14 protein-coding genes are annotated in these 21,182 nt (G+C 59.7%); 6 read left to right on the plus strand and 8 right to left on the minus strand.

Features of this window, described 5'->3' with window-relative positions:
- Nucleotides 1-111: 111 nt before the first annotated feature.
- From AAAT03_RS01745 to metK, 6 genes are all read right to left on the minus strand, one after another.
- The gene (locus tag AAAT03_RS01745) at nucleotides 112-1,326 is read right to left on the minus strand and encodes an ABC transporter permease (RefSeq protein WP_117773810.1); all 1,215 of its coding nucleotides are present in this window, start codon (nucleotides 1,324-1,326) and stop codon (nucleotides 112-114) included.
- Nucleotides 1,323-2,096, minus strand: a complete 774-nt coding sequence (locus AAAT03_RS01750) for an ABC transporter ATP-binding protein (RefSeq protein WP_055250391.1) — start codon at nucleotides 2,094-2,096, stop codon at nucleotides 1,323-1,325. The genes AAAT03_RS01745 and AAAT03_RS01750 overlap by 4 nt, the downstream gene beginning before the upstream one ends.
- Complete coding sequence (locus tag AAAT03_RS01755; protein ID WP_349102434.1) at nucleotides 2,096-3,508, minus strand: efflux RND transporter periplasmic adaptor subunit; 1,413 nt, start codon at nucleotides 3,506-3,508, stop codon at nucleotides 2,096-2,098. Before AAAT03_RS01755 ends, AAAT03_RS01750 begins: the two co-directional genes overlap by 1 nt.
- Before the next feature lie 132 nt (nucleotides 3,509-3,640).
- Nucleotides 3,641-5,347, minus strand: a complete 1,707-nt coding sequence (locus AAAT03_RS01760) for a L,D-transpeptidase (protein WP_349102435.1) — start codon at nucleotides 5,345-5,347, stop codon at nucleotides 3,641-3,643.
- 149 nt (nucleotides 5,348-5,496) lie between these two features.
- Complete coding sequence (sdaAA, locus tag AAAT03_RS01765) at nucleotides 5,497-7,104, minus strand: L-serine ammonia-lyase, iron-sulfur-dependent, subunit alpha (protein ID WP_349102436.1); 1,608 nt, start codon at nucleotides 7,102-7,104, stop codon at nucleotides 5,497-5,499.
- Nucleotides 7,105-7,415: 311 nt separating this feature from the next.
- Entirely contained in the window at nucleotides 7,416-8,696 is a 1,281-nt protein-coding gene (metK, locus tag AAAT03_RS01770; RefSeq protein WP_117797910.1) for a methionine adenosyltransferase, read from the minus strand.
- Between the two features lie 323 nt (nucleotides 8,697-9,019).
- Here metK and gltX point away from each other — a divergent pair, with 323 nt between their 5' ends.
- The 6 genes from gltX (at nucleotide 9,020) to AAAT03_RS01800 (ending at nucleotide 17,450) form a co-directional block, all read left to right on the plus strand.
- Entirely contained in the window at nucleotides 9,020-10,495 is a 1,476-nt protein-coding gene (gltX, locus tag AAAT03_RS01775; protein WP_117773805.1) for a glutamate--tRNA ligase, read from the plus strand.
- A gap of 140 nt (nucleotides 10,496-10,635) precedes the next feature.
- Complete coding sequence (gene priA / locus AAAT03_RS01780; protein WP_349102437.1) at nucleotides 10,636-13,089, plus strand: primosomal protein N'; 2,454 nt, start codon at nucleotides 10,636-10,638, stop codon at nucleotides 13,087-13,089.
- An 18-nt stretch (nucleotides 13,090-13,107) separates the two neighbouring features.
- Nucleotides 13,108-13,644 carry a peptide deformylase gene (gene def, locus AAAT03_RS01785; RefSeq protein ID WP_349102438.1) on the plus strand — a complete coding sequence of 179 codons (537 nt, stop codon included), beginning with the start codon at nucleotides 13,108-13,110 and terminating at the stop codon, nucleotides 13,642-13,644.
- 363 nt (nucleotides 13,645-14,007) lie between these two features.
- A complete protein-coding gene (gene fmt / locus AAAT03_RS01790) occupies nucleotides 14,008-14,928 on the plus strand; it encodes a methionyl-tRNA formyltransferase (protein WP_349102439.1) in 921 nt (306 codons plus the stop codon).
- Nucleotides 14,925-16,325 (plus strand): transcription antitermination factor NusB, encoded by a 1,401-nt coding sequence (locus AAAT03_RS01795; RefSeq protein WP_349102440.1) that lies wholly within the window; start codon nucleotides 14,925-14,927, stop codon nucleotides 16,323-16,325. Before fmt ends, AAAT03_RS01795 begins: the two co-directional genes overlap by 4 nt.
- Before the next feature lie 183 nt (nucleotides 16,326-16,508).
- Nucleotides 16,509-17,450, plus strand: a complete 942-nt coding sequence (locus AAAT03_RS01800) for a hypothetical protein (protein WP_349102441.1) — start codon at nucleotides 16,509-16,511, stop codon at nucleotides 17,448-17,450.
- A gap of 87 nt (nucleotides 17,451-17,537) precedes the next feature.
- Here AAAT03_RS01800 and AAAT03_RS01805 read toward each other — a convergent pair whose 3' ends face one another.
- The gene (locus AAAT03_RS01805) at nucleotides 17,538-17,774 is read right to left on the minus strand and encodes an FmdB family zinc ribbon protein (protein WP_117790331.1); all 237 of its coding nucleotides are present in this window, start codon (nucleotides 17,772-17,774) and stop codon (nucleotides 17,538-17,540) included.
- 88 nt (nucleotides 17,775-17,862) lie between these two features.
- On the minus strand, nucleotides 17,863-21,159 hold the full coding sequence (locus AAAT03_RS01810; protein WP_349102442.1) for a 4-alpha-glucanotransferase: 3,297 nt from the start codon (nucleotides 21,157-21,159) through the stop codon (nucleotides 17,863-17,865).
- Between the last annotated feature and the right edge of the window lie 23 nt (nucleotides 21,160-21,182).

Genomic DNA, 21,182 nt, shown 5'->3' on the forward strand with positions numbered 1-21,182 from the left:
CCCTTCAATAAGTTGCGGTGAAATAGTGTCTGTTTTTGCTGCTAGATAGCATATTCAGTCCCTAATTCACCGCAACTTGTTGGTGGTGGCTTACTGGTAGCTGGTGGTGGCTTACTGGTAGCGTAGGCACTCCACCGGGTTGAGCTTTGCCGCGCGGCGAGCGGGGTAGAAGCCAAAGATTACGCCGATGCCGACGGAGACGCCGAAGGCCAGCAGCACCGTGGCGATTGAAAAGCTCGGTGTGATCTCCCCACTGGCACCGAGCTCGTTGAGAACCCCTGATCCTGCGGCAAACATCGCGAGGCCCCAGGCCAGCAGATAGCCAATCAGGACACCCAGCAGGCCACCGGTGACGCACAGCGCCGAGGACTCGGCCAAAAACTGCGCGGTGATATCGCGGCGACTGGCGCCCAAGGCACGGCGAATACCGATCTCGCGGATGCGCTCAGTCACGTTGGTAAGCATCATATTCATAATGCCGATTCCGCCGACAAGCAGTGAGATACTGGCGACAGCGCCCATGATGAGCGAGAAGGCGCCCATAAACGAGTTGAGTGCATCGATGGCGCTTTTCATGGAGGTCGCCGATACGCTGTCGTACTCATCATCCTCCGAGATGCCCTTCATCGCGCGCACCTTAGACTCGATGGTCTTGCAGAGCTCGTCCATGTCTGTGCCCTCGGCGGCAAGTGCCGTCACGCTGGGAAATGAAGGATTCTCGTCGCCAAACAGGCCGGAGATGGTTTCGCGTGGCATATACAGCGTGAGCGAGCCCATGGAGTCGCTGCCGCCATCAATCACGCCTACAATCTGCACCTCGCCGTTGGACACCTTGATGGTTTTCCCCAGTGCGTCCTGTTCGTTGCCGTAAAGCTGATCGGCGCCGCCACGGCTGATGAGCGCCACGCGCGAGCCTGATTGAGACTCTGCCTGTGAATAGACACGTCCCGCAACGAGCTTGCTGGCGCCCACGGCATCAAGCATGTCGCTATCGACGCCGTGGGCCATGACGGTATAGCTTTTATCCCCGACCTTGTACTCGGAATAGGCGCTATCGACGATGCCGATCTGCTCAATCTGCGGCACCAGTTTGCGAAGCTTTTCCACATCCGAATCGGTGAGTTCTTGGGACGAATAGATCTCTACCATGCGGGCTGCATTGAGGCCCAGGCTGTTGACCAGGCTGTTTTGGATACCGCCGATGAGCGAAGTCATGGCGATGACCGAGGCGATGCCAATGACGATGCCAAGGATGGTGAGCAGGCTGCGTCCCTTGTTGGCCTCGAGCGAGTGAAGGGCTTCTTGGACAAGATCGCGGGTGCTCATGCCTTCGCTCCTTTCGGCTGATTGGTGGTTGCAGAAATCGCGGGCAGGTTTTTGACGGCCCCGCGTAACGTATTCGGTGTATGCGCGACATATGCGCCGTCATGGATTCGCCCGTCACGGATGGTTACGGCTCGATCGGCCTCGGCGGCGATGCCGGGGTCATGCGTAATGAGTACGATGGTCTTGCCGCGTTTCTGGAGCTTGTGGAAGGTTTCCATGACGAGCGCCCCGGTTGTCGAGTCTAGATTTCCCGTTGGCTCGTCGGCCAAAATGATGGGCGGGTCGTTGACGAGGGCGCGCGCGATGGCGACGCGCTGCATCTGTCCGCCCGAGAGTTCCGATATGCGGTGGTCCCAATGGTCGACCGGCAGTGTGACGGCTTGCAGCGCGTGCACGGCGCGCATCTCGCGCTGGCTACGCGGCACATTGGTGTAGGACAGCGGCAGCATGACGTTTTCGATCACCGTCAGACGCGGCAGCAAGTTAAAACTCTGAAAGACAAAGCCGATGCTCAGCGCGCGCACCTCGGTGAGCTCATCATCGTCGAGCTCGGCGACGTTGAGCCCTTGCAGGAAATAATCACCCGCCGTCGGCTTGTCCAGGCAGCCCAGGATGTTCATGAGCGTCGACTTGCCCGAGCCCGAGGGGCCGGTGATGGCGACGAACTCACCGGGGTTCACCGCCAGGCTCACGTTGTGCAGGATGTGGGCGCAACCGGCCTCGCTCTCAAAGATGCGGTGCACGTTGCGGATGTCGATGACGGGACGCATTACTTGCCCTCGTCGGCAGACATATTGTCGCCGCCGTCTGCCGTCATGCCTGCGCCGGTATCCGTCACGATGGTGTCGCCGTCGCGTAACTTGGTAACCGGGACGTCTGGGTTGATCTCGTTGCCCTGGTCGTCGCGCTTGACCTGCGTCTTACCGACTACAGCCTCGTTGTCGTTTTGCGTCACGACGGTCACCTTCACGCGGCGCGTCTTCTTGCCTTCCGAATCGGTGGCCAGATTGACGTAATAGTGCTCGCCATCTTCGGTCATCAGCGCCATGGTCGGCACCATAACCACGTCGTCGAGCTTCTCGGTCACTACCGAGACCTCGGCAGTCATACCCGGCTTAAGGCGACTGTCGGGTGCTTCGATGAGGATGTCGACGTTAAAGGTCACGCTGCCGCCGCTACCGGAGCCGGAGTCAGAGTTTGCCACCGAGGCGATAGCCGTGACGGTGCCCTGGCTCACGATATCGGGAAACGCGGGATAGGTCACGTTGGCGCTTTGGCCCACGGCAATTTTGGCGATATCCTTTTCGCCCACCTGAACCGTCACCTTCATCTTGGACAGGTCGGCGATTTGCATGCACTGCTTGCCGCCGCTCGTGTCGCCTTCGCCCATGATCGTGCCTCCGGTCACCGTGGCACCGACTTTGGCGTTGAGCTCGACGATGTTGCCCGAACTGGGGGCCTTTACGGTGCGCTCGGCCGCCTTTGCAGTTGCCTGCTCCAGCGTTGCCTGGGCCGAGGCGAGGTTGCGCTGGGCGGTCGAGACGGCATTTGCGTTGGCGTTTGCGTCCGATGGGCCGGTCGATCCGTCACTGTCCGTTGTCGGTGCGGCCTGTGCGGCCGCGAGTGCCACCTTTGCATTGTTCAGGTCTTCCTGGGCGGCCGCGACCGCGCGCTGCGCCTCGGAAACAGCGCTATCGAGCGCGTCGTTCTTAATGGTCATGAGCACGTCGCCCTCGTTGACGCTCTGTCCGGCCTGCACGTTGATCTTTTCAACCGTACCGTCGACAGAAGGGGAGACGACCGATGCCGAGATGGGCTTAAGCTGCCCCTTGGCTTCGACTGTGGTGGTAAACGTGCCTTCGGTGACCATGTCGGTCACCGGTCCGTTGGTGCCTGCGGGTTGCGCGTTGATGACCAGCGTTGCGATGATGACAATGAGCGCGATGGCAACAACGACGCCGGCGGCAATACCGCGTCGAATCAGCTTTTTGCGTCGACGTTCGGCACGTTTTGCCTTGAGCTTGGCATATGCCTCTTCATCGGAAATCTCGGCCGTATCGTTCGTGCGTCCGTTCTGCTTGTCGGCATGTACGTTTGTAATCAGAGGAAGCGTTTCGGCGGCATCTTCGGGCGTGTGCTCGGTATCATTCGGGCCCGGGGTGATCGTGGGGACATTCGGCATAGCGTCTCCTTTATAGAAAGTTCCTCAATAAGTATATGCGCCCGTCGCGTAAGGCGGGCGCATATGGCGGATTCTTTCGGAACTGTTAGATTGGTCGCAGCGGCTCCACGTTGTGGGAATGCGCGCGTTGCACTACGAGTGGACAACCACGCACAGGCCGACTTTGATGCAGTCGTGAAGTGCCTTTGCATCGGCCAGGCGCAGGTTGATGCAACCGTGGCTGCCGCACCACTTGTAGGAGTTGGGGTCGTCGAAACTCTTGTCGTTTTGCCACGTTGCATCGTGGAAGCCGACCATGTTTCCCTCAAACGGCATCCAATAGCTTGCCGGGCTCTCGTATTTGGGCTTACCGGTCTCGGGGTCCTTGGTACCGATAAGCTTGCTGGCGCCATCGTTGCTGTTGATCTGCCATACTCCCTCGGGGGTGGCGTCCTCGCCCGGCTTTCCAGAGATAAAGTTGGCCTCCCACACGATATTGCCGCTCTCGTCGTAGTAGCGCGCGTGCTGCTCGGACAGATCGACGTCGATATACGCCTTCCAGTCGGGCTCTCCCTTTGCGGTAAAGGTGTCGGCCTTCTGGGAGTACTTGATCTCGATTTCGCCGGTCTGCTTGTTGTTAATGGCGTCCTCGACCTGCTTGGCGAGCGAGCTGCTGTCGATGGACCAACCAAAGTCGCCGCCTTCGACGGCGCACTGCTTGCCATCGGCGCGCGTCCACCAGCGAGTGGAGCCCACGGTGTTAAAGCCGTTGGCGAGCTCGGCTGCCCAGCTGCTGATCTGCGTCGTATCGAGCGTAGGTTTGGCCGGATCGGCAAAGCTGATCCACTGCAACACGGAGCTGCCATCAACTTTGCCGGCATCCTCGCCGTTGAGCTTGAGGGTCACGTTGACGCCCAGGAAGTTGTTGGCGGCATCGCATGCGGCCTGAATCTGATCATCGGTCAGCGTTCCGTTGAGCGGCTCATAGGCATCGTTGCCGAGCTTGGAAAGATCTACGGTCTCGGCCAGCGAGGCAAGCTCGAGCTCGGCATACTTAATGACATGCTCGCGGTTGAGTTTTTCGTTGGAGCGCGCCTTCTCGACGGTAAACTTGCCGGCCTGCTCGTCATAGGAGCTATTGGCCTCGAACGCGCCCGAACGCCTCTCGTTAAACTCATCGATGGCGGTGCCCAGATCCTTCTCAAACTGCTTTTGGTCAAAGGTATCGGAGAGCATGGACAGGTCGACGTCTTGATCAAGATCTACTTCGTTGGAGGTAGCGGTTGTTTTGGTCTTGCCGCTTAAGGATTCTACAAGGCGGACCGGCCATACAAAGGCTTCGTTGTGGTTGATGATCTCTTTTGCGGCAGCTTCGCCGTCGACGATGGGCTCATCGGACTCGGGCTGATAGGTCCAGCTAAAGTCATCGCCCGCCACGGTGAGCTTATAGTGCTTCCACGCCGAGTTGACCTTGGTGGCGGCAGACGAAGCGTTGGAGAACGAGACGTCGACGCCGGCGATGGTGGTGTTGGGGTAGGCTACCTGCGAAAACGCTACGACGCCTACGATATAGACAATGACGATAAGACCCAGGAGGACAAAGAGCGTCGTCTTTTTGCCCGACTTATTGTTCCCGGTGGGTTTGCGCGCGGGGCCGCGATCGCCTCGACCGTGCGTGGGGGGCTGCTTGGGCGTATTGCCGTTTGCCTGGCGCTGCTGGTTCGGGCGTTGCGAAGCGTTTGCCGCACCACGCTGCTGACCGTGGCTCGGCGCGATAGGACGCGGCGACTGAACGCCGCCGGTGTGCCTGCTCGGCTGCTGCGGATCGGGAATCAGTTGAGTTCGATCGTTTTGCGACATCGTGTGCATATCCTTCGAATTTCGCCTTGCGGCTCATCGTGTTTTTACTGGGCTTGCATTATAGCGATTACCTAGTTGATTGTGGTATGGAAACGGTGGCATTCAAAAGAGGTGGGACATTTGTCCCACCTTCGAGTCGTTCTTTGTCGCTATCCGCACACACCGCATTTTGCACAGGCCGAAAGTGCGGCCGGAGCCTGCGCGATGCCGCCCTTTGCCGTCTCGCGCAGCGTGGCCGGCAACGCGTGGCCCACCGAGAGCATGACGTGTGCCATCTGGTCAAACGGCACCAGGCTCTTAATGCCGGCGAGGGCGAGTTGTGCGGAGCTAAAGGCGGCTGCCACGCCGATGGCGTTGCGGTTTTGGCAGGGCACCTCCACGAGGCCACCGACGGGGTCACAAACGAGGCCCAGCAGATTACTCAGCGCGATGGAACTGGCGTCGAGCGCCTGCTCGGGTGTGCCGCCGAGCATCTGCACTAGCGCGGCGGCGGCCATGGCGGCCGCACTTCCGACCTCGGCCTGACAGCCGCCCTCGGCGCCGGCGACGCAGGCGCTCGTGGTGAGGTTGAGGCCGATGGCGGCTGCGCAGTAGAGCGCGTCCATGACCTGCTCGTCGTCGAGCTGAAGGTGATCGGCGAGCGCCAGCACGCAGCCGGGCACGACACCCGCGGAGCCTGCCGTGGGAGCGGCGACGATCACTCCCATCGTGGCGGAGCGTTCGAGCACGGCCATCGCGCGGGCCACGGCGTCGGTTTGAACGGTGCCCATCAGGCTCGTGCTCAAATCGACGCGGCCGGTGGCATCGACGAGTTTAGCCTCGCCGCCGATAAGCCCGCCGAGCGATTGCTGCGGATTGACGATGGGGGTCGTGGTCTCCTCGCGCATGACGTCGAGCACGCGGCGCATGGCGGCGACGGCGTGGGCCTCGCCGGTCAGACGTGCCTCGCGCACGGCCATGACGGCGCCGATGTTGAGCCCCAGTTCCTCGCACGCATCGAGCAGCTGCTCGCCGTCGTCGAAGATTTCCTTTGCCGAGACGCCGGGGGAGAGCGACGAGGCAGAACCGGGGAGTTCGATAAAGGTCGCGTAATCGACATTGTCGAGCTTGCGGAGCATGGGGACGACGGTGTCGTCGGGGGCGCCGTCGGTCTCAAAGACGGAGTAGGCCTGGCCGCCCACTTCGGTGCGGTAGGTGCGGCAGAAGGCGATGTTCACATGGGCGTAGGCGAGCAGGTTGGTGAGCGCTGCGAGCACGCCGGGGACGTCCTGGTGCGCCACGAAGAGCGTGGAATACATGCCCGAGATGTCGACGCCGACGCCGTTAATGCGGCTGATGCGCATCTTGCCGCCGCCTAAGCTCTCGCCGCGGACCTGCGCCGTGGCGCCCGTGGCGTCGACCATATCGATGTCGACGGTGTTGGGGTGGATGGAGGCGTCGTCGCCCTTGATGTCAAAGTGATATTCGAGGCCCTGCCCACGTGCGAGGTCAAAGGCCTGCTTGATGTTCTCGTCATCGGTGTCGAGGCCCAGAATGCCCGCGACGAGAGCGCGGTCGGTGCCGTGGCCGCGGTAGGTGTGGGCGAAGGAATTCCACAGGCCAAAGGTGACTTTGGTGATGCGGCCTTCCAGCAGGCTGGCGGCAACTTGTGCGCAGCGCAGGGCGCCAGCGGTGTGCGATGAGCTGGGGCCGACCATGACGGGGCCCAAGATCTCGAATGCCGAGGTCGTAGCTAGTGTTTGCGGCTTGCCTGCCATATGCGCTCCTGTTCTATCCCGTCGTTCCGAGGACTTTGGTATTTGATCGCCTGCTCTACAGTCCTGGCTCACACGGAGGCCACATTAAGTGGCCTCCGGCTCGTGCGGAACTCGCGATCGACCAAATACCAAAGCCCTCGGAACTTAGGATACATGGTAGGGGCACGCTTGCTGCAAAATTCATCAGCTGGGAACCTATTCTGTGTCCCATGTCGACTCATCTTCGCCACCGGTTAATATAAAAGAGGTACCGGTTGTTCCGGTACCTCTTTTTGGCGTGTTTCTATTTGGCTGTGGCTTTTCTCGTTAGCTTACAGGCCGCAGGCTGCTTTGAGTTCTTCGACTCGGTCGGTCTTTTCCCAGGTGAAGTCGGCGTCTTCGCGGCCGAAGTGACCGTAGGCTGCCGTCTTTTCGTAGATGGGGCGACGCAGGTCTAGGTCGCGGATGATTGCGCCCGGGCGCAGGTCGAAGGTTTTCTCAACGGCCTCAACGATCTTGTCCTCGGCAACATGCGCGGTACCGAAGGTGTCGACCATGATTGAGAGGGGCTTGGAAACGCCGATGGCGTAGGCAAGCTCGACTTCACAGCGGTCGGCCAGACCGGCGGCGACCACGTTCTTAGCGACCCAGCGCGCGGCATACGCGGCGGAACGGTCGACCTTGGTGCAGTCCTTGCCGCTAAAGGCGCCACCGCCGTGACGGCCGTAGCCGCCGTAGGTGTCGACGATGATCTTGCGGCCGGTGAGGCCCGTGTCGCCCATGGGGCCGCCCACGACAAAGCGACCGGTGGGGTTCACGTAGATCTCCGCGTTGTCCCACGGCATGTTCTCGGCGGCCATGACCGGGGTGATGACGTGCTCGATGAGGTCGGCCTTGATCTTGCCCATGTCCTCGATCTCGGCGGCGTGCTGCGTGGAGATGACGATGGTCGTGACCTCGACGGGCTTGCCTTCCTCGTAGCGCACGGTGACCTGGGTCTTGCCGTCGGGACGCAGATAGGCGAGGGTGCCGTCGTGACGCACGGCGGCCAGGCGCTCGGCCAGGCGGCTCGCCAGGTAGTGCGGCATGGGCATGAGGGTCTTGGTTTCGTTGGAGGCATAACCGAACATCATGCCCTGGTCGCCGGCGCCGATCAGGTCGATCGGGTCGGTGGTAGCGCCGGTCTGGGTCTCGAAGGACTCGTCAACGCCCTGGGCGATATCGGGCGACTGCTCGTGGATGAGGCTCATAACGCCGCAAGTGTCGCAGTCAAAACCGAACTTGGCACGGTTGTAGCCGATGCGGCGGATAACACCGCGGGCGATTTCCTGTACGTCGACGTAGGCCTGGGTGCGAATCTCGCCGGCGACGATGACAGTGCCGGTGGTCACGAGGGTCTCACAGGCGCAACGGACGTTCTCAACGTTGGCAGGCACGCCGTTGGGGGCGATGTAGCCCTGCTCCTGGAGCTCTATTTCTTTGGCGAGGATTGCGTCGAGGACGGCGTCGCTGATCTGATCAGCGATCTTATCGGGATGACCTTCGGTCACCGACTCTGACGTAAAAACAAAGGACCCGTGTTGGGGTGGAATGGAACGAAGTTCTTCTGACATGATTGTCCTTTCAAAAACGTGTCCCAGCGACCGTTACCATTCCGCCGGGCTCTCTATGCAAGGGCACATCATAGCGCGTAAATCAAACATTCACACCCTTTCCGCACCTACTCATTGGGGACAGACTTAATTACTCATTGGGGACAGACTTAAATGACCAGTCTTAAACCAAGAATGTCCCCAATGACTACAACGACTGGTCATTTAAGTCTGTCCCCAATGAGTAGTCCCCAATGACTGGGTCGGTGCCCTTTGTGCGGAGGTTGCTTTGATGCTTTATAATGGTGCGGTTAGACATCCATCCTGCAATCGAGGAGATTTCCATGGCATCAGACGTTCGCGTCCGCTTTGCACCCTCACCGACGGGCAAGCTGCACATCGGCGGCGCCCGCACCGCTATCTATAACTGGGCTTTCGCCCGTGCAAACGGCGGCACGTTCATCCTGCGCATTGACGACACCGACCCCACCCGCTCTACCGACGAGAACACGCAGATTATCCTGCGCGCCATGCGTTGGCTGGGCCTGGACTGGGACGAGGGTCCCGAGGTGGGCGGCGATTTTGGCCCCTACGCCCAGACCGAGCGCCTGGACCTGTACAAGCAGGCCGCCCAGAAGCTTTGGGACGAGGGCAAGGCCTATCCCTGCTTCTGCACCAAGGAGCAGCTCGACGCCGATCGCAAGGCCGCGCAGGAGCGCAAGGACCCCTTCCAGGGCTATCAGCGCCGTTGCCGCGACCTTGATCCCGAGGAGGCCCGCCGTCGCATCGAGGCCGGCGAGTCCTACGTCCTGCGCATCAAGGTGCCCGAGGACCGCGGCGACGTCGTCATCCACGACGCCGTTCACGGCGAGGTGACCTTCGACGCCAAGGAGCTCGACGACTTTGTCATCTTCCGCTCCGATGGCACGCCCACGTACAACTTTGCGACCGTCGTCGACGACGCCATGATGAAGATCACCCATGTCATCCGCGGCGACGACCACCTCTCCAACACCCCGCGTCAGGTCATGGTCTACGAGGCCCTCGGCGCGCCCGTGCCCACGTTCGCCCACATCTCCATGATTCTGGGCGCCGACGGCAAGAAGCTCTCCAAGCGCCACGGCGCCACCTCAGTGGAGGAGTACCGCGACGCCGGCTACCTGTCCGACGCTTTCGTCAACTATCTGGCGCTGCTCGGCTGGTCGCTTGACGGCGAGACCACGATCATTCCGCGCGATGTCCTGGCCAGCAAGTTCTCACTCGACCGCATCTCCAAGAACCCGGCGACCTTCGACCCCAAGAAGCTCGACTGGGTCAATGCCGAATACATCAACGGCATGTCCGATGCCCAGTTTGCCGACGAGATCATGGTCCCCGAGCTGCACGAGGCGGGTCTCATCGAGGGCAACGTCGAGTACGGCGAGGACTGGATTGACGCACTCGCTGCCATCGTCAAGCCGCGCACCAAGATGCCGGCCGACGCCGTGACCGTCGCCGCTCCCATCTTTGCTACGGCCGAGACGCTCGAGTATGACGAGAAATCCGTTAACAAGGGCCTGGCCAAGGAGGGTATGGGTTCAATTCTGGACGCCGCCAAGGCCGCGCTCGAGGGCGTGGACGAGTGGACAGCCGCGAACATCGACGCCGCGCTTGAGCCGCTTCCCGAGCAGATGGACCTCAAGAAGCGCGTGGTGTTCCAGGCCGTGCGCGTCGCCGTTTGTGGCAACATGGTGAGCCCTCCGCTGGGCGAGACCATGGCGCTCGTCGGCCGTGACGACTGTCTGGCGCGTATCGACCGCGCCCGCACGATGGCGCTGTAGTCGCTGCACAAACGTTTGTATCCGAGCCCCGTTCACCCCGAGCGGGGCTCTTGTTTCTGTACCGATGAGTGGGTTGCTGGGACATAATAATCAGTAGTGTTTGTCCCAGCTCTTTCAGGTCTGTTCGTTAGAGGTGGTGTATGGCTCAACAACTGTCGCTGTTTGGTTCACCGGAACCGGAGGAGTCTCCGGCGGCACCGGCATCCGCTGCTGCCTCGGCCAAGCCCGAGCCTGCACCTGAGCCCATTGCCGCCTACGCGAGCGTGGTTCTCGACATTCCTACCCGAGCGCTGTCCGAGCCATTCGCCTACTGCATTCCCCAGTCCCTTGCCAACGAGGCGCAGATCGGATCCACGGTCCTGGTTCACTTTGGTAACCGTGCCGCCGCGGGCTATGTCGTCGACATTGCGCCTGAGCTGGGCGACCTGCAGGGTAACAACGCCCTCGACCCCGCGCGCATTAAAGCCGTCGAGGCTATCCTCAGCAAACCGCTCTTTACCGCCGAGGCTGCACGCATTGCGCGCTGGATGAGCCGCGAGTATGTCGCGACGCTTTCCGAGTGCCTGCGCCTGTTTTTGCCACCGGGCGGCAGCCCGCGTGTGGTCAAGGGCGACGACGGCGTGTGGACGGTTGAACGTCCAGCCGTCAAACCCATCCAAAACCGCTGGGTGATGCTTACGCCCGAAGGCTTTGACTACACGCCACCCAAGACCGCGGTCCGCCAGCGCCAACTCATCGAGGCGCTCCAGTGTGGTCCTGTCACGACGCGCGACCTCAACCTTCTCTATAACAGTATGTCGGCGACCATCAAGTCGCTCGAAAAACGCGGCGTCGTGGTGGTGGAAGAGCGCCGCGCCTGGCGTGGCTGCAGCGAGCAGACCACGCTGTCCTCGGCAAGCGGCAAGGCGCCGGTCTCCCTTACCAACGGCCAGCAACAGGCACTCGCGCAGATTGAGCGCGCCCGTCTGGACGCTCATGGCGACGTGGTGCTGGTCGACGGCGTCACCGGCTCCGGCAAAACCGAGGTTTACCTCTCCGCCATCGAGCGCGTGCTCGCAGCCGGTCGCTCTGCCTGCGTGCTGGTGCCCGAGATCTCACTGACGGCCCAGACCGTCGGCCGCTTCCGCTCGCGCTTTGGTGAGACGGTCGCGGTTTTCCACTCGCGTCTTTCGGCTGGCGAGCGCCTGGACCAGTGGGACATGGTTGCCAGTGGCGCCGCGCGTGTGGTCGTGGGAGCTCGTTCGGCGCTTTTTTGCCCGCTCAGCGACCTTGGTCTCATCATCATCGACGAGGAGCACGAGACTAGTTACAAGCAGGGCTCCAGTCCGCGCTACCATGCGCGCGAGGTGGCAGCCGAGATGGCGCGCCGCTATCGCTGCCCGCTCGTGCTGGGGTCGGCCACGCCTTCTGCCGAGGCCCTCGACCGCTGCCGCCGCGGCATGTATAACGGTGCCACCTGGACGCGTGTCGAGATGCCCGAGCGCCCCGGACACGCCGTGCTGCCTACGGTCCGCATTGCCGACCTGCGTCGCGAGTTCGCACACGGCAGCCGCTCCATGTTCTCAAAACCGCTGATGGAAGGCCTGGAGCGTGTGGTCGAGCGCCGCGAAAAGGCCGTGCTGCTGCACAACCGCCGCGGTTTTGCGCCGTTTTTGATGTGCCGCGAGTGCGGCTGCGTTCCCACCTGCAACCACTGCTCCACCGCGCTTACGTATCACGAGCGCACGCACACGCTGCAGTGTCACACATGCGGTTCGTCTTGGCGCGTGCAGCCGTATCCCGCGCCCACGAGCCGTTGCCCCAAATGTGGCAGTCGCTACCTGGCAAAAATGGGGCTGGGCACTCAGCAGATCGAGGACGCGCTGCACCAGATGCTGCCCGAGGACGTCGCCATTATTCGCATGGATGCCGATTCCACGCGCGGCAAGGATGCGCACAAAAAGTTGCTCGAGCAGTTCGATGCCGCCGATTGCGCGGTGCTGCTGGGCACCCAGATGATTGCCAAGGGCCTCGACTTTCCCGAGGTCACGCTTGTGGGCGTGGTCAATGCAGACTTTGCGTTAAAGCTGCCCGATTTTAGAGCAGGGGAGCGCGCCTACGATTTACTGGAGCAGGTCGCCGGCCGTGCCGGTCGCGGCGATCGTCCCGGTGAGGTGATCATCCAGACCTACCTGCCCGAGGATCCGGTCATTCGCGCCGTCGCTAAGCACGACCGTTCGATCTTTACCGACTACGACCTGGACCAGCGCCGCGACGCCCTGTATCCACCGTTCGTGCGTCTGGTCAACATTTTGGTGTGGTCGGCGAACCGAGACGACGCGCAAGACTACATCGGCCGCATCGCCAAGCTCCTCAAGCGTCGCTGGCATGCCGCCGCGCCCGATTTTTTGCGGGCAGGGAGTGCCGCGCCGCAGGTGCTGGGCCCGGCTTCGTGTGTAATCGAGAGAGCCAAGGACCGTTACCGCTTCCATCTGCTTGTGAAGTCGCCCGTGGGGTACCATGTCTCTGATGATATCGACGCCTGCCTCAAAGAGGTGGGCTCCGTGCGCCGCGTGAGCGTGAGCGTTGACGTCGACGCCTATGATTTGATGTAACAACCTGAAAGGATGGCCATGGAAGCCAACGGAATCGTACTGTCGCCCGACCCTCGTTTGCGCCAGGAGTGCGCCGTCATCGAGGAGATCAACCCGGCGATCGAGGCGCTTGCCGAGAAGATGAAGAAGATGATGTTCGAGAACGGCGGCTGCGGCCTGGCTGCTCCGCAGATCGGCGAGCTCATCCAGCTCGTCACCATCGACTGCGACTACACCGACAAGAACGACTATGACCCGTACGTGCTCATCAACCCCGTGATCGTGGAGCAGAGCGACCATCTGGTGCCGTTTAGCGAGGGCTGCCTGTCCATCCCTGGCATTAGCTGCGAGATCGAGCGTCCCGACCATGTCGTCGTCGAGGCGTATGACCTGGATGCCAACCTGATTCGCTACGAGGCCTCGGGCGACCTGTTCTGCGTGTGCCTGCAGCACGAGATCGATCACCTGCATGGCAACACCATGTTTGAGCGACTCAAGCCGATGCAGCGCATCAAGGCAGTCAAGGAGTACCAGGACGCCCTGGCCCGCGGCGCTCGACCGGGCGAGACGGAGTAGGTCCCACCGTCCCCTTCCGCCGCAGGGCTTAGGTTATTGCTCCATGCTCAAACAGTCCTGCTCGCACGAAGAGCACATTAAGTGCTCTTCGGCTCGTGCGGAACTGCGCGTGGAGCAATAACCTAAGCCCTGCGGCGGAAGGGGACTGCGTTTTCGTGCTCCTTTTCGCCCGGGTGCCGTCGGGCCAGGGAGGGGCGTCTTCGCTGATAGTCTTTGTTGAGAGAGAGCTGCTTTTATTGCGGCTCTTTCTTTGGTTTTGGGTATATTTGTTCTTGTTGAATTGTTATTGCGGATGGGCTGGGTACTTGGCTTTCCGCTGTTGTTTGTAGCCGTCTCGGCTTTGGTTGAGGGGAGACGTTCTTTATGCGTATTGTGTTTATGGGTACGCCTGATTTTGCTGTGCCTTCGCTGACTTCGCTTGTCGAGGCTGGGAACGAGATTGCGCTCGTAATTACTCGTCCTGATGCTGTTCGTGGGCGTGGTAAGAAGCTTGAGCCTTCTCCTGTTAAGGCCAAGGCGCTTGAGCTTGGTCTGCCCGTTGTTGAGGCCAATCGTATGACGCCTGAAGTTGTTGAGGCGCTCCAGGCTGCGCAGGCTGCTATTTTCTGTGTGGCTGCCTATGGCTGCATTTTGCCTGATGAGGTGCTGCATATGGCGCCGCTTGGTATTGTGAATGTTCATGCTTCGCTGCTGCCTCGTTGGCGTGGCGCTGCTCCCATTCAGCGTGCCATTCTTGCTGGTGACGAGGTTGCCGGCGTTTCCATTATGCGCATTGGGCATGGCGTGGATACCGGCGCTTATTGCGCCCAGGTGTCTACGTCTGTTGCCGGTAAACATGCCGAGGCGCTCACGATGGAGCTTGGTGAGCTTGGCGGTAAGTTGCTTGCCGATACGCTTCCCTCGCTTGCCGATGGCTCGGCTGTTTGGACTGAGCAGGATGAGTCGCTCGTCACGCATGCTGCAAAGATTTCCAAGCAGGAGATGCGTCTTGATCCGCAGATGGCGGCGCTCGATTGCGTGCGTCATGTGCTCGCTTCGTCCGATACCGCGCCTGCTCGTTGCGTGATTGCCGGCAAGACGGTTCGCGTGCTCGATGCTGCGCCGGCCGATGTGTCGCTTGGCGAGGGCGCTGTTGCTGTCAAGAGCAAGCGTGTTTACCTGGGCCTTTCCGATGGCGCGGTTGAACTGCTTGAGGTTAAGCCCGACGGCAAGCGTGCCATGGCTGCTTCTGCCTGGGCTGCCGGCCTGCAGGGTGCCGAACTTAGGTGGGGTGTACTGTCATGAGCAAGTTGTCTCCCGCGCGCAAGCTTGCGCTCGATGTGTTGATGGAGGCCGATCGCCGTGGTATGTACGCACGCGACGTGTTGTCCTCCCGCGCTTCCGCCAAGGCCATTGACCAGCGCGATTCTGCTTTTGCCGCTCGTTTGGCGCTCGGTGTCGCCGCCACGCAGGGCATTTTGGATGAATTGCTCGATCAGTTTCTCGATAAGCCCAAAAAGGTCGCGCCGCGCGTTCGCATGGCGCTTCGTATTTCTGCCTTCGAGATGCTCTACCTGCATACGCCTGGCCGCGTTGCCGTAAGTCAGGGAGTTGAGCTGGTTCGCTGCGGTGCTAAGTCTGCCGCTGGCTTGGCCAATGCTGTACTGCATAAGGTTGCGGACAATGTTGAGGACTTTGCCACGGCATCCGACGTGGATGAGTCCGAGCGACGCTTGGTTCGTCTGTCGCGCCTGATGGGCTTGCCGCGATGGCTGTGCGCTCGCATTATGGCATCGTTTGACACGCCAGACGGTGCGCTTAACTTTGCCGGCAATCTGGCCCCCGCACCGCTGGCCCTGCATGAGAACGCCTTTGCGACTAAGCCCGATCCGTATATCTCGCAGCTCCTCGCGCCTGTCTTCCCGGGCTGCCATGCCCCGGTTGATGCCCAGGTTACTGTTGCTTCGGGTGTGTTTGAGCGTGCTGCCGCGGTGGCATCTGACCTCAACGCGCAACTTATCGCCACAGCTGCCACGCGCCCTGGAAGCTGCCTTGAGATTGGTGCCGGTCGTGGCACCAAGACCTATGTGATGATGTGCCAGGCCAAGCGTGCGGGCTATGAGCGTCAGCATACGGCGCTCGATTTGCATGATCGCAAGTGCGATCTGAATCTCGCTCGCCTGCATAAAGCCGGTATTCAGGGCGTTCGTACGGTTTCGGGTGATGCCTGCGAGCTTGATGAAGTACTGACGTCGTTTGATGCCATGCTTGGCAAGCCGGTTAAGTTCGACACGGTCTTTATCGATGCGCCGTGCTCTGGCACCGGCACCATGCGTCGTCATCCCGAGATCCCTTGGCGCCTGACCGAAAAAGATGTGACGGTTGAGCTGCCCAAACTGCAGCTTACGATGCTCAAGGAGGCTGCTGCCCGCGTGGCTGCCGGCGGCGAGCTTATCTATGCCACCTGCTCGGTCTTTGATGAAGAGAACACGCAAGTCGTGGATGCGTTTTTGGCTTCTCCCGAGGGCGCAGGTTTTAGCTTGGCACCCCTCTCCGAGGCGCAGATTCTGCAGCTACCCGAGTTCGAACAAGCCAAGAAGCTCGTCTCCGTACGTCAAAACGACCGCGGACTTTTCCAAAGCGTCCCCGTAAACGCCGACTCCTACGACGGCCACTTCTGCGCCCGCCTGGCTCACATGTAACAACTAAGCTGCGTTGAAATAGGGATTGAAAAACGCTTCTACCCGCTAAACAGTCCTTATTTCACCGCAACTCAGGATTTTTCTGGGACGGGGATTAATAAATCGGGCATTAAAGTGGGCGGTTGGATTCGGTAAGTTTCTGGTTACATGAACTGCTCTCAGATTTAATATTGAGGGGTTAAAATGATCGATCTTAACAATGACAAGATTGACAATCCTGAAGATAAAACTCAGGAAAATGAAGAGGTTGAGAATTCTTCGAATAAAAAGCGAGTAATTATTGGTGCCGGTATTGTTGCTCTGCTTATTGCTTGTTGTGTCGGTGGTTATGCTGGTTACAATTACAAACAAGCATGTAGTGAACATAATCAGCAGGTTGAAGTTTTGTATTCAAAGGCTAGCGATAGTGTTGCTGCCTTTAAAGCTGATCCTAGGCTGCTAACTTTTGAGCAACGTCTTGATGCCATTAAAAATGCTCAAAATAATAAAGAGATATTGAATAAAGAAATCTCTGATGACAGTTATAAGTATGCTGATGGCACTTCCCCTGATTGGACGAAGTTGCTTAATGAATACGATTCCATAATTAAAGACTGCCGTAATGCTCAAAATAATGAGTGGAATACTTCTCTAGCTGACCATGTTGACTTTGATGTAAATTCTACTGAAGATACTGACTCTCTCCAACAGCATATTAATAGCCTCAATGGCCTTCTTAATGATATTTCTAACAAAGATAATCAGAAGCTTATTTTTGAAGATGCCAAAAAGGATTCTAAAAAGTTCATTGATCAAATCAATGAACAGATCAGTCGTTATCAAACTCGTATTGATGATGTGAACAAGGCAAAAGCTGAAGCTGAAACGAAGGCTCTAGAGGAAGTAACAGCACAAGCTCAACAGCAGAGTTCTCAACAGAACAATTATTCTAGCGGTAGTAACTACTCTGATAATTATTCTGGTGGATCTTCTAGCAGTATTTCTTCTTCCAATAATAGTGGTGGTAAGTATGTCATTCGTCAATTAGATCAATATGATGCAGCTGGTAACTATATCGGATCTACTCATTGGTATAGCGATGGTACTTGTGATGATCCTTATGCTGCCGGTATGGGCGGATTTTAAAATATACTAATTTTTAAAAATAATTGTCGACCCATAGCGCAAAGAAATAGCCCCGCGATCGGTGTTGATCGCGGGGCCGCGTTGTTTCTAGTGGCTATGCGGACAGTTGGCGCAGCAGCCGCTGGTGGCGCTGGTGCTGGAGCCGCCGCTGCGCTGGTCGGTGTTGTAGAAACCGCTGCCGTCGAACTTGATGCCGCTGGCCGAGAACGTCTTGGATGCCGGAGCGCCGCAGCTGGGGCACACGACCTCGGGACTCTCGGACATGGGATGCTCAACCTCAAACACGTTGCCGCAGCTCGAGCACTTGTAATCGTAGCGCGCCATAATACTTCCTTTTCAGCACAAAGCGGGCAGATCACTCTGCCCGCATAAATTCAAACGTCTGTAACTGTACCCTATATCGGGCGTTTTATCACGCTTCGCCCCAGAATCTATGCGTGTTGCGCAGGAGCTGTGCGGTTTTGCCCTCAGCGGCCGCAACGTCGGCCTCATCAGCCTGCCAGGTCCAGTTGCCCGTGGCCACGCCCGGTACGTTCATGCGCGTGTCGTCGCCAAGCCCCAGCACGTCCTGCAGCGGCATCATCACCAGGGGAGCGTCGCTTGTCAGCGCGTCGCTCATCAGCTTGGCTGCCACCTCAACACCGCTCGGCTCGTCGCCGCCCGCAAAGGAGCGCGTGCACCAACCCGCGAGCGTCGACGTGTCATGCGTCGATGTGTACAGGATCTTGCCGGGCGTAGGGTGCACGCCGCAACGAACGTCGTAATCGCTAAACTCCAGTACGTCCATACCGGGGAAGCCGCAAGTCGAAGCCATGGCGCGAACGCCGGGCGTCAGGTAGCCCAGGTCCTCGGCGATAAAGTTGAGCGGACCCAGCTCGTCATAGGCGGTCTGGAACAGGTCCTTGCCCGGTCCCGCCAGCCAACGCCCGTCGGCGCAGGCCTTACCCGCGGGAATGCTAAAGTAGCTGTGGAAGCCCAGGAAGTGATCCAAGCGCACGCGGTCGTAGAGCGAAAACGCACGACGTAGGCGATCCATCCACCAGCTATAGCCGTTCTGCTTCATGTGGTCCCAGCGGAACGTCGGGTTGCCCCACACCTGGCCCTCGGGCGCAAAGTTGTCGGGCGGCGCGCCAGAAATCTCAATCGCCTTACCGGTATCGGACAGCCAGAAGTTCTCGGGCTCGCTCCATGCATCGGCCGAATCGTCCGAGACATACATCGGGATATCGCCGATGACCTCGATGCCCTTCTTGTGCGCGTAGTTCATGAGCTCGCACCAGGCTAGGTCAAAGCGGTACTGCATGTACGCCTGCAGCTCTGCCTCGTCGTGGAAACGCTTGTCGTCAATCAAGTGCTCGTTGTAGCGCGCAACATCTGCCGGCCAATCGTGGCGCGATTCGCCCTCAAAGTACTTTTTGACGGCCATATAGACGCAGTACTTCTCGAGCCAATCGGCATTGCGATGTTTAAACGCGGTGTACAGCGGATCGGCATCCTCGCCGCCGTGGGCCTTCCAGGTCTCAAAGTCGGCGGCTAGCTCCTTGTGGCTTTCGGGCAGCAGGTCGATATTGCCTGCAAAGGCCGAAGGACCGGCGTAAGGGGAGCGAAAGAAGTCCGTCGGGTTGACAGGCAGGACCTGCCAGTAGCGCATGCCCATAGCGGCCATATGGTCGATAAAACGACGCGTGGGCGCGCCGATCGTGCCGGGCTTACCGTCGTCGGTCGGCACCGATGTGATATGGCACACAACGCCCGCACCGTAATCGAGCGGCTCCTGCAGACGCTGCTCGGCGTGGTGATAGATGATCGACGATCCCAGCGGATACAGGTCGAGCGTGACGGTGCCATTGTGAATCTCGCACTCGTGACCGCTAATCACATCGCTCGCACATTCGTCGAGCGCCGGAATCGTCACGCGGTGTGAATTGCGCAGGCTGCGGTTGATGATAACCGTAGCGGCCTCGCCATCCTTGCCCGTGCGGTTGTATGCCAGCACCTCGTCGTTGAGCGCGAAGGCCTTGATCTCGCCGTCGATCATAAACGGCAGTGCGCGGCGTACGGCGGAGGCGTTTTTGACAATAGCCAGCGTGTCGAAGTCGTGCAGTTGGTCCTTGGTCGGCAGGGTGCGGCGGTTACCCGGATCGGTAAGGCCCTCAAGGCCGTACTCGTCGCCATAGTAAATCGATGGCACACCGGGGAACGTCATCTGCATGAGCGTTGCGAGCCAAAAACGGCTCTTGGCCAGGCCCATCGAGTTCTCGTCCAGACGCCATTTGCTGCGCTCGCACTCGGGCAGCTGCGACTCATCGGGGCCGCCGCCGAGCACCGAGATAATGCGCGGACGGTCGTGGCTCGAAAGCAGATTAAGTGCGCAGGACAGGGCCTCACGGGGATAGTTCTCGCGCAGCGTTTCGATATCCTCGGCTGCCTGGTAGGCGTTCTTGTAGCCCATCAAAAAGCCGATGACCATGTCGCGGAAGGGATAATCCATGGCCGAGTCCAGCTCGGAGCCTTGCAGATAGCGGCGCAGATGGCCGTAGCTGATCTTGTTGGAGGCGTCTTCCCAGACTTCGCCGAGCAACAGTGCATCAGGCTTCTCGGCGAGCACGGCCTTTTTGATCTCGGCCAGGAAGTCATCGGAAAGCTCGTCGGCCACGTCTAGGCGCCAGCCATGAGCGCCGGCACGTAGCCATTTACGGATCACGCCGTCCTTGCCCAGGAGCCGCTCGCGTACCAGCTCAGAGCTCTCATTGATGGCGGGCATATTGCCCACGCCCCACCAGCAGTCGTATGAGCCGTCCTCGTGGAAATAAAACGCATCGCGCCATGGAGAATCCTCGCTCTGCCACGCGCCCACGCCGGGGTAGTTGCCGTAGCGGTTGAAATAGATCGAGTCATCGCCCGTGTGGTTGAAGACGCCATCCAGAATGATGGAGATGCCCAGCTTCTCGGCCGCCTGGCACAGCTCGGTAAAGTCCTGCTCGGCGCCCAGGATCGGGTCGATCTTGGTGTAGTCGGCCGTGTCGTAGCGGTGGTTGCTCGCGGCTTCAAAAATGGGGTTGAGGTAGATGGCTGTAAAGCCCAGCTCGGCGATGCGAGGCAGGTCTTCCTGGATGCCCTTGAGCGACCCGCCGTAGAAGTCCCAGGTTTTGATGGAGCCGTCTTCGGCGCGCTCGTACACGGGCGGCTCGTTCCAGTCCTCGATCATGCGGCGCTGGATTCCGTTGCGCGGTTTTTCGACTTCGGCCAGCGTGCGCTCGCGCCAGTTTTCGTCGCGGGCATAGCGGTCGGGGAAGATCTGGTACACCATGCCGCGCTCGTACCAGGCGGGGCGGTTCTCGCGGTGCTTATAGACGGTAATCTGGAAGGACGGCACCTCGGCGTAGTCGTAGGTTACGCCCTCGCCGCCGGTGCGGCCCTGCGGTGCGCCCAGACGAACCTCGGGCTGGCCCTCGATATTGCAGATAAAGCTGTACCAGATAAGACAGGGCTCGGTGCACTCCAGCTCGGCGGTAAAGATGCCGTCGCCCTCGTGCGTCATGGGATACAGAGTTTCCCCGATCTCATCGACCCAGGTTCGCAGCGTAAGCGTTGCCTGGTTGGGGTCGGCATCCTCCAAAATTACCGACAGCGAAACGGAAGTTCCTGTGGTCACAGCGCCAAACGGAGTGCGAAACTGCGGCAGACGGCTGTTGTGTATCAATCTCATAATACGGTCCAGTTCAATAGAAT

Origin of the sequence: Collinsella sp. CLA-AA-H167 (assembly GCF_040095305.1) — a bacterium.
In the GTDB taxonomy this organism is placed as follows: Bacteria; Actinomycetota; Coriobacteriia; order Coriobacteriales; family Coriobacteriaceae; genus Collinsella.

Bases quoted from the DNA above. Each gene is read 5' to 3' on its own strand.
- AAAT03_RS01745 (WP_117773810.1), bottom strand. From the start codon at position 1,326: ATGAGCACCCGCGATCTTGTCCAAGAAGCCCTTCACTCGCTCGAGGCC.
- fmt (WP_349102439.1), top strand. From the start codon at position 14,008: ATGCGTATTGTGTTTATGGGTACGCCTGATTTTGCTGTGCCTTCGCTG.
- AAAT03_RS01795 (WP_349102440.1), top strand. From the start codon at position 14,925: ATGAGCAAGTTGTCTCCCGCGCGCAAGCTTGCGCTCGATGTGTTGATG.
- sdaAA (WP_349102436.1), bottom strand. From the start codon at position 7,104: ATGGCAGGCAAGCCGCAAACACTAGCTACGACCTCGGCATTCGAGATC.
- AAAT03_RS01810 (WP_349102442.1), bottom strand. From the start codon at position 21,159: ATGAGATTGATACACAACAGCCGTCTGCCGCAGTTTCGCACTCCGTTT.
- AAAT03_RS01760 (WP_349102435.1), bottom strand. From the start codon at position 5,347: ATGTCGCAAAACGATCGAACTCAACTGATTCCCGATCCGCAGCAGCCG.
- AAAT03_RS01755 (WP_349102434.1), bottom strand. From the start codon at position 3,508: ATGCCGAATGTCCCCACGATCACCCCGGGCCCGAATGATACCGAGCAC.
- AAAT03_RS01800 (WP_349102441.1), top strand. From the start codon at position 16,509: ATGATCGATCTTAACAATGACAAGATTGACAATCCTGAAGATAAAACT.
- metK (WP_117797910.1), bottom strand. From the start codon at position 8,696: ATGTCAGAAGAACTTCGTTCCATTCCACCCCAACACGGGTCCTTTGTT.
- gltX (WP_117773805.1), top strand. From the start codon at position 9,020: ATGGCATCAGACGTTCGCGTCCGCTTTGCACCCTCACCGACGGGCAAG.
- def (WP_349102438.1), top strand. From the start codon at position 13,108: ATGGAAGCCAACGGAATCGTACTGTCGCCCGACCCTCGTTTGCGCCAG.
- AAAT03_RS01805 (WP_117790331.1), bottom strand. From the start codon at position 17,774: ATGGCGCGCTACGATTACAAGTGCTCGAGCTGCGGCAACGTGTTTGAG.
- AAAT03_RS01750 (WP_055250391.1), bottom strand. From the start codon at position 2,096: ATGCGTCCCGTCATCGACATCCGCAACGTGCACCGCATCTTTGAGAGC.
- priA (WP_349102437.1), top strand. From the start codon at position 10,636: ATGGCTCAACAACTGTCGCTGTTTGGTTCACCGGAACCGGAGGAGTCT.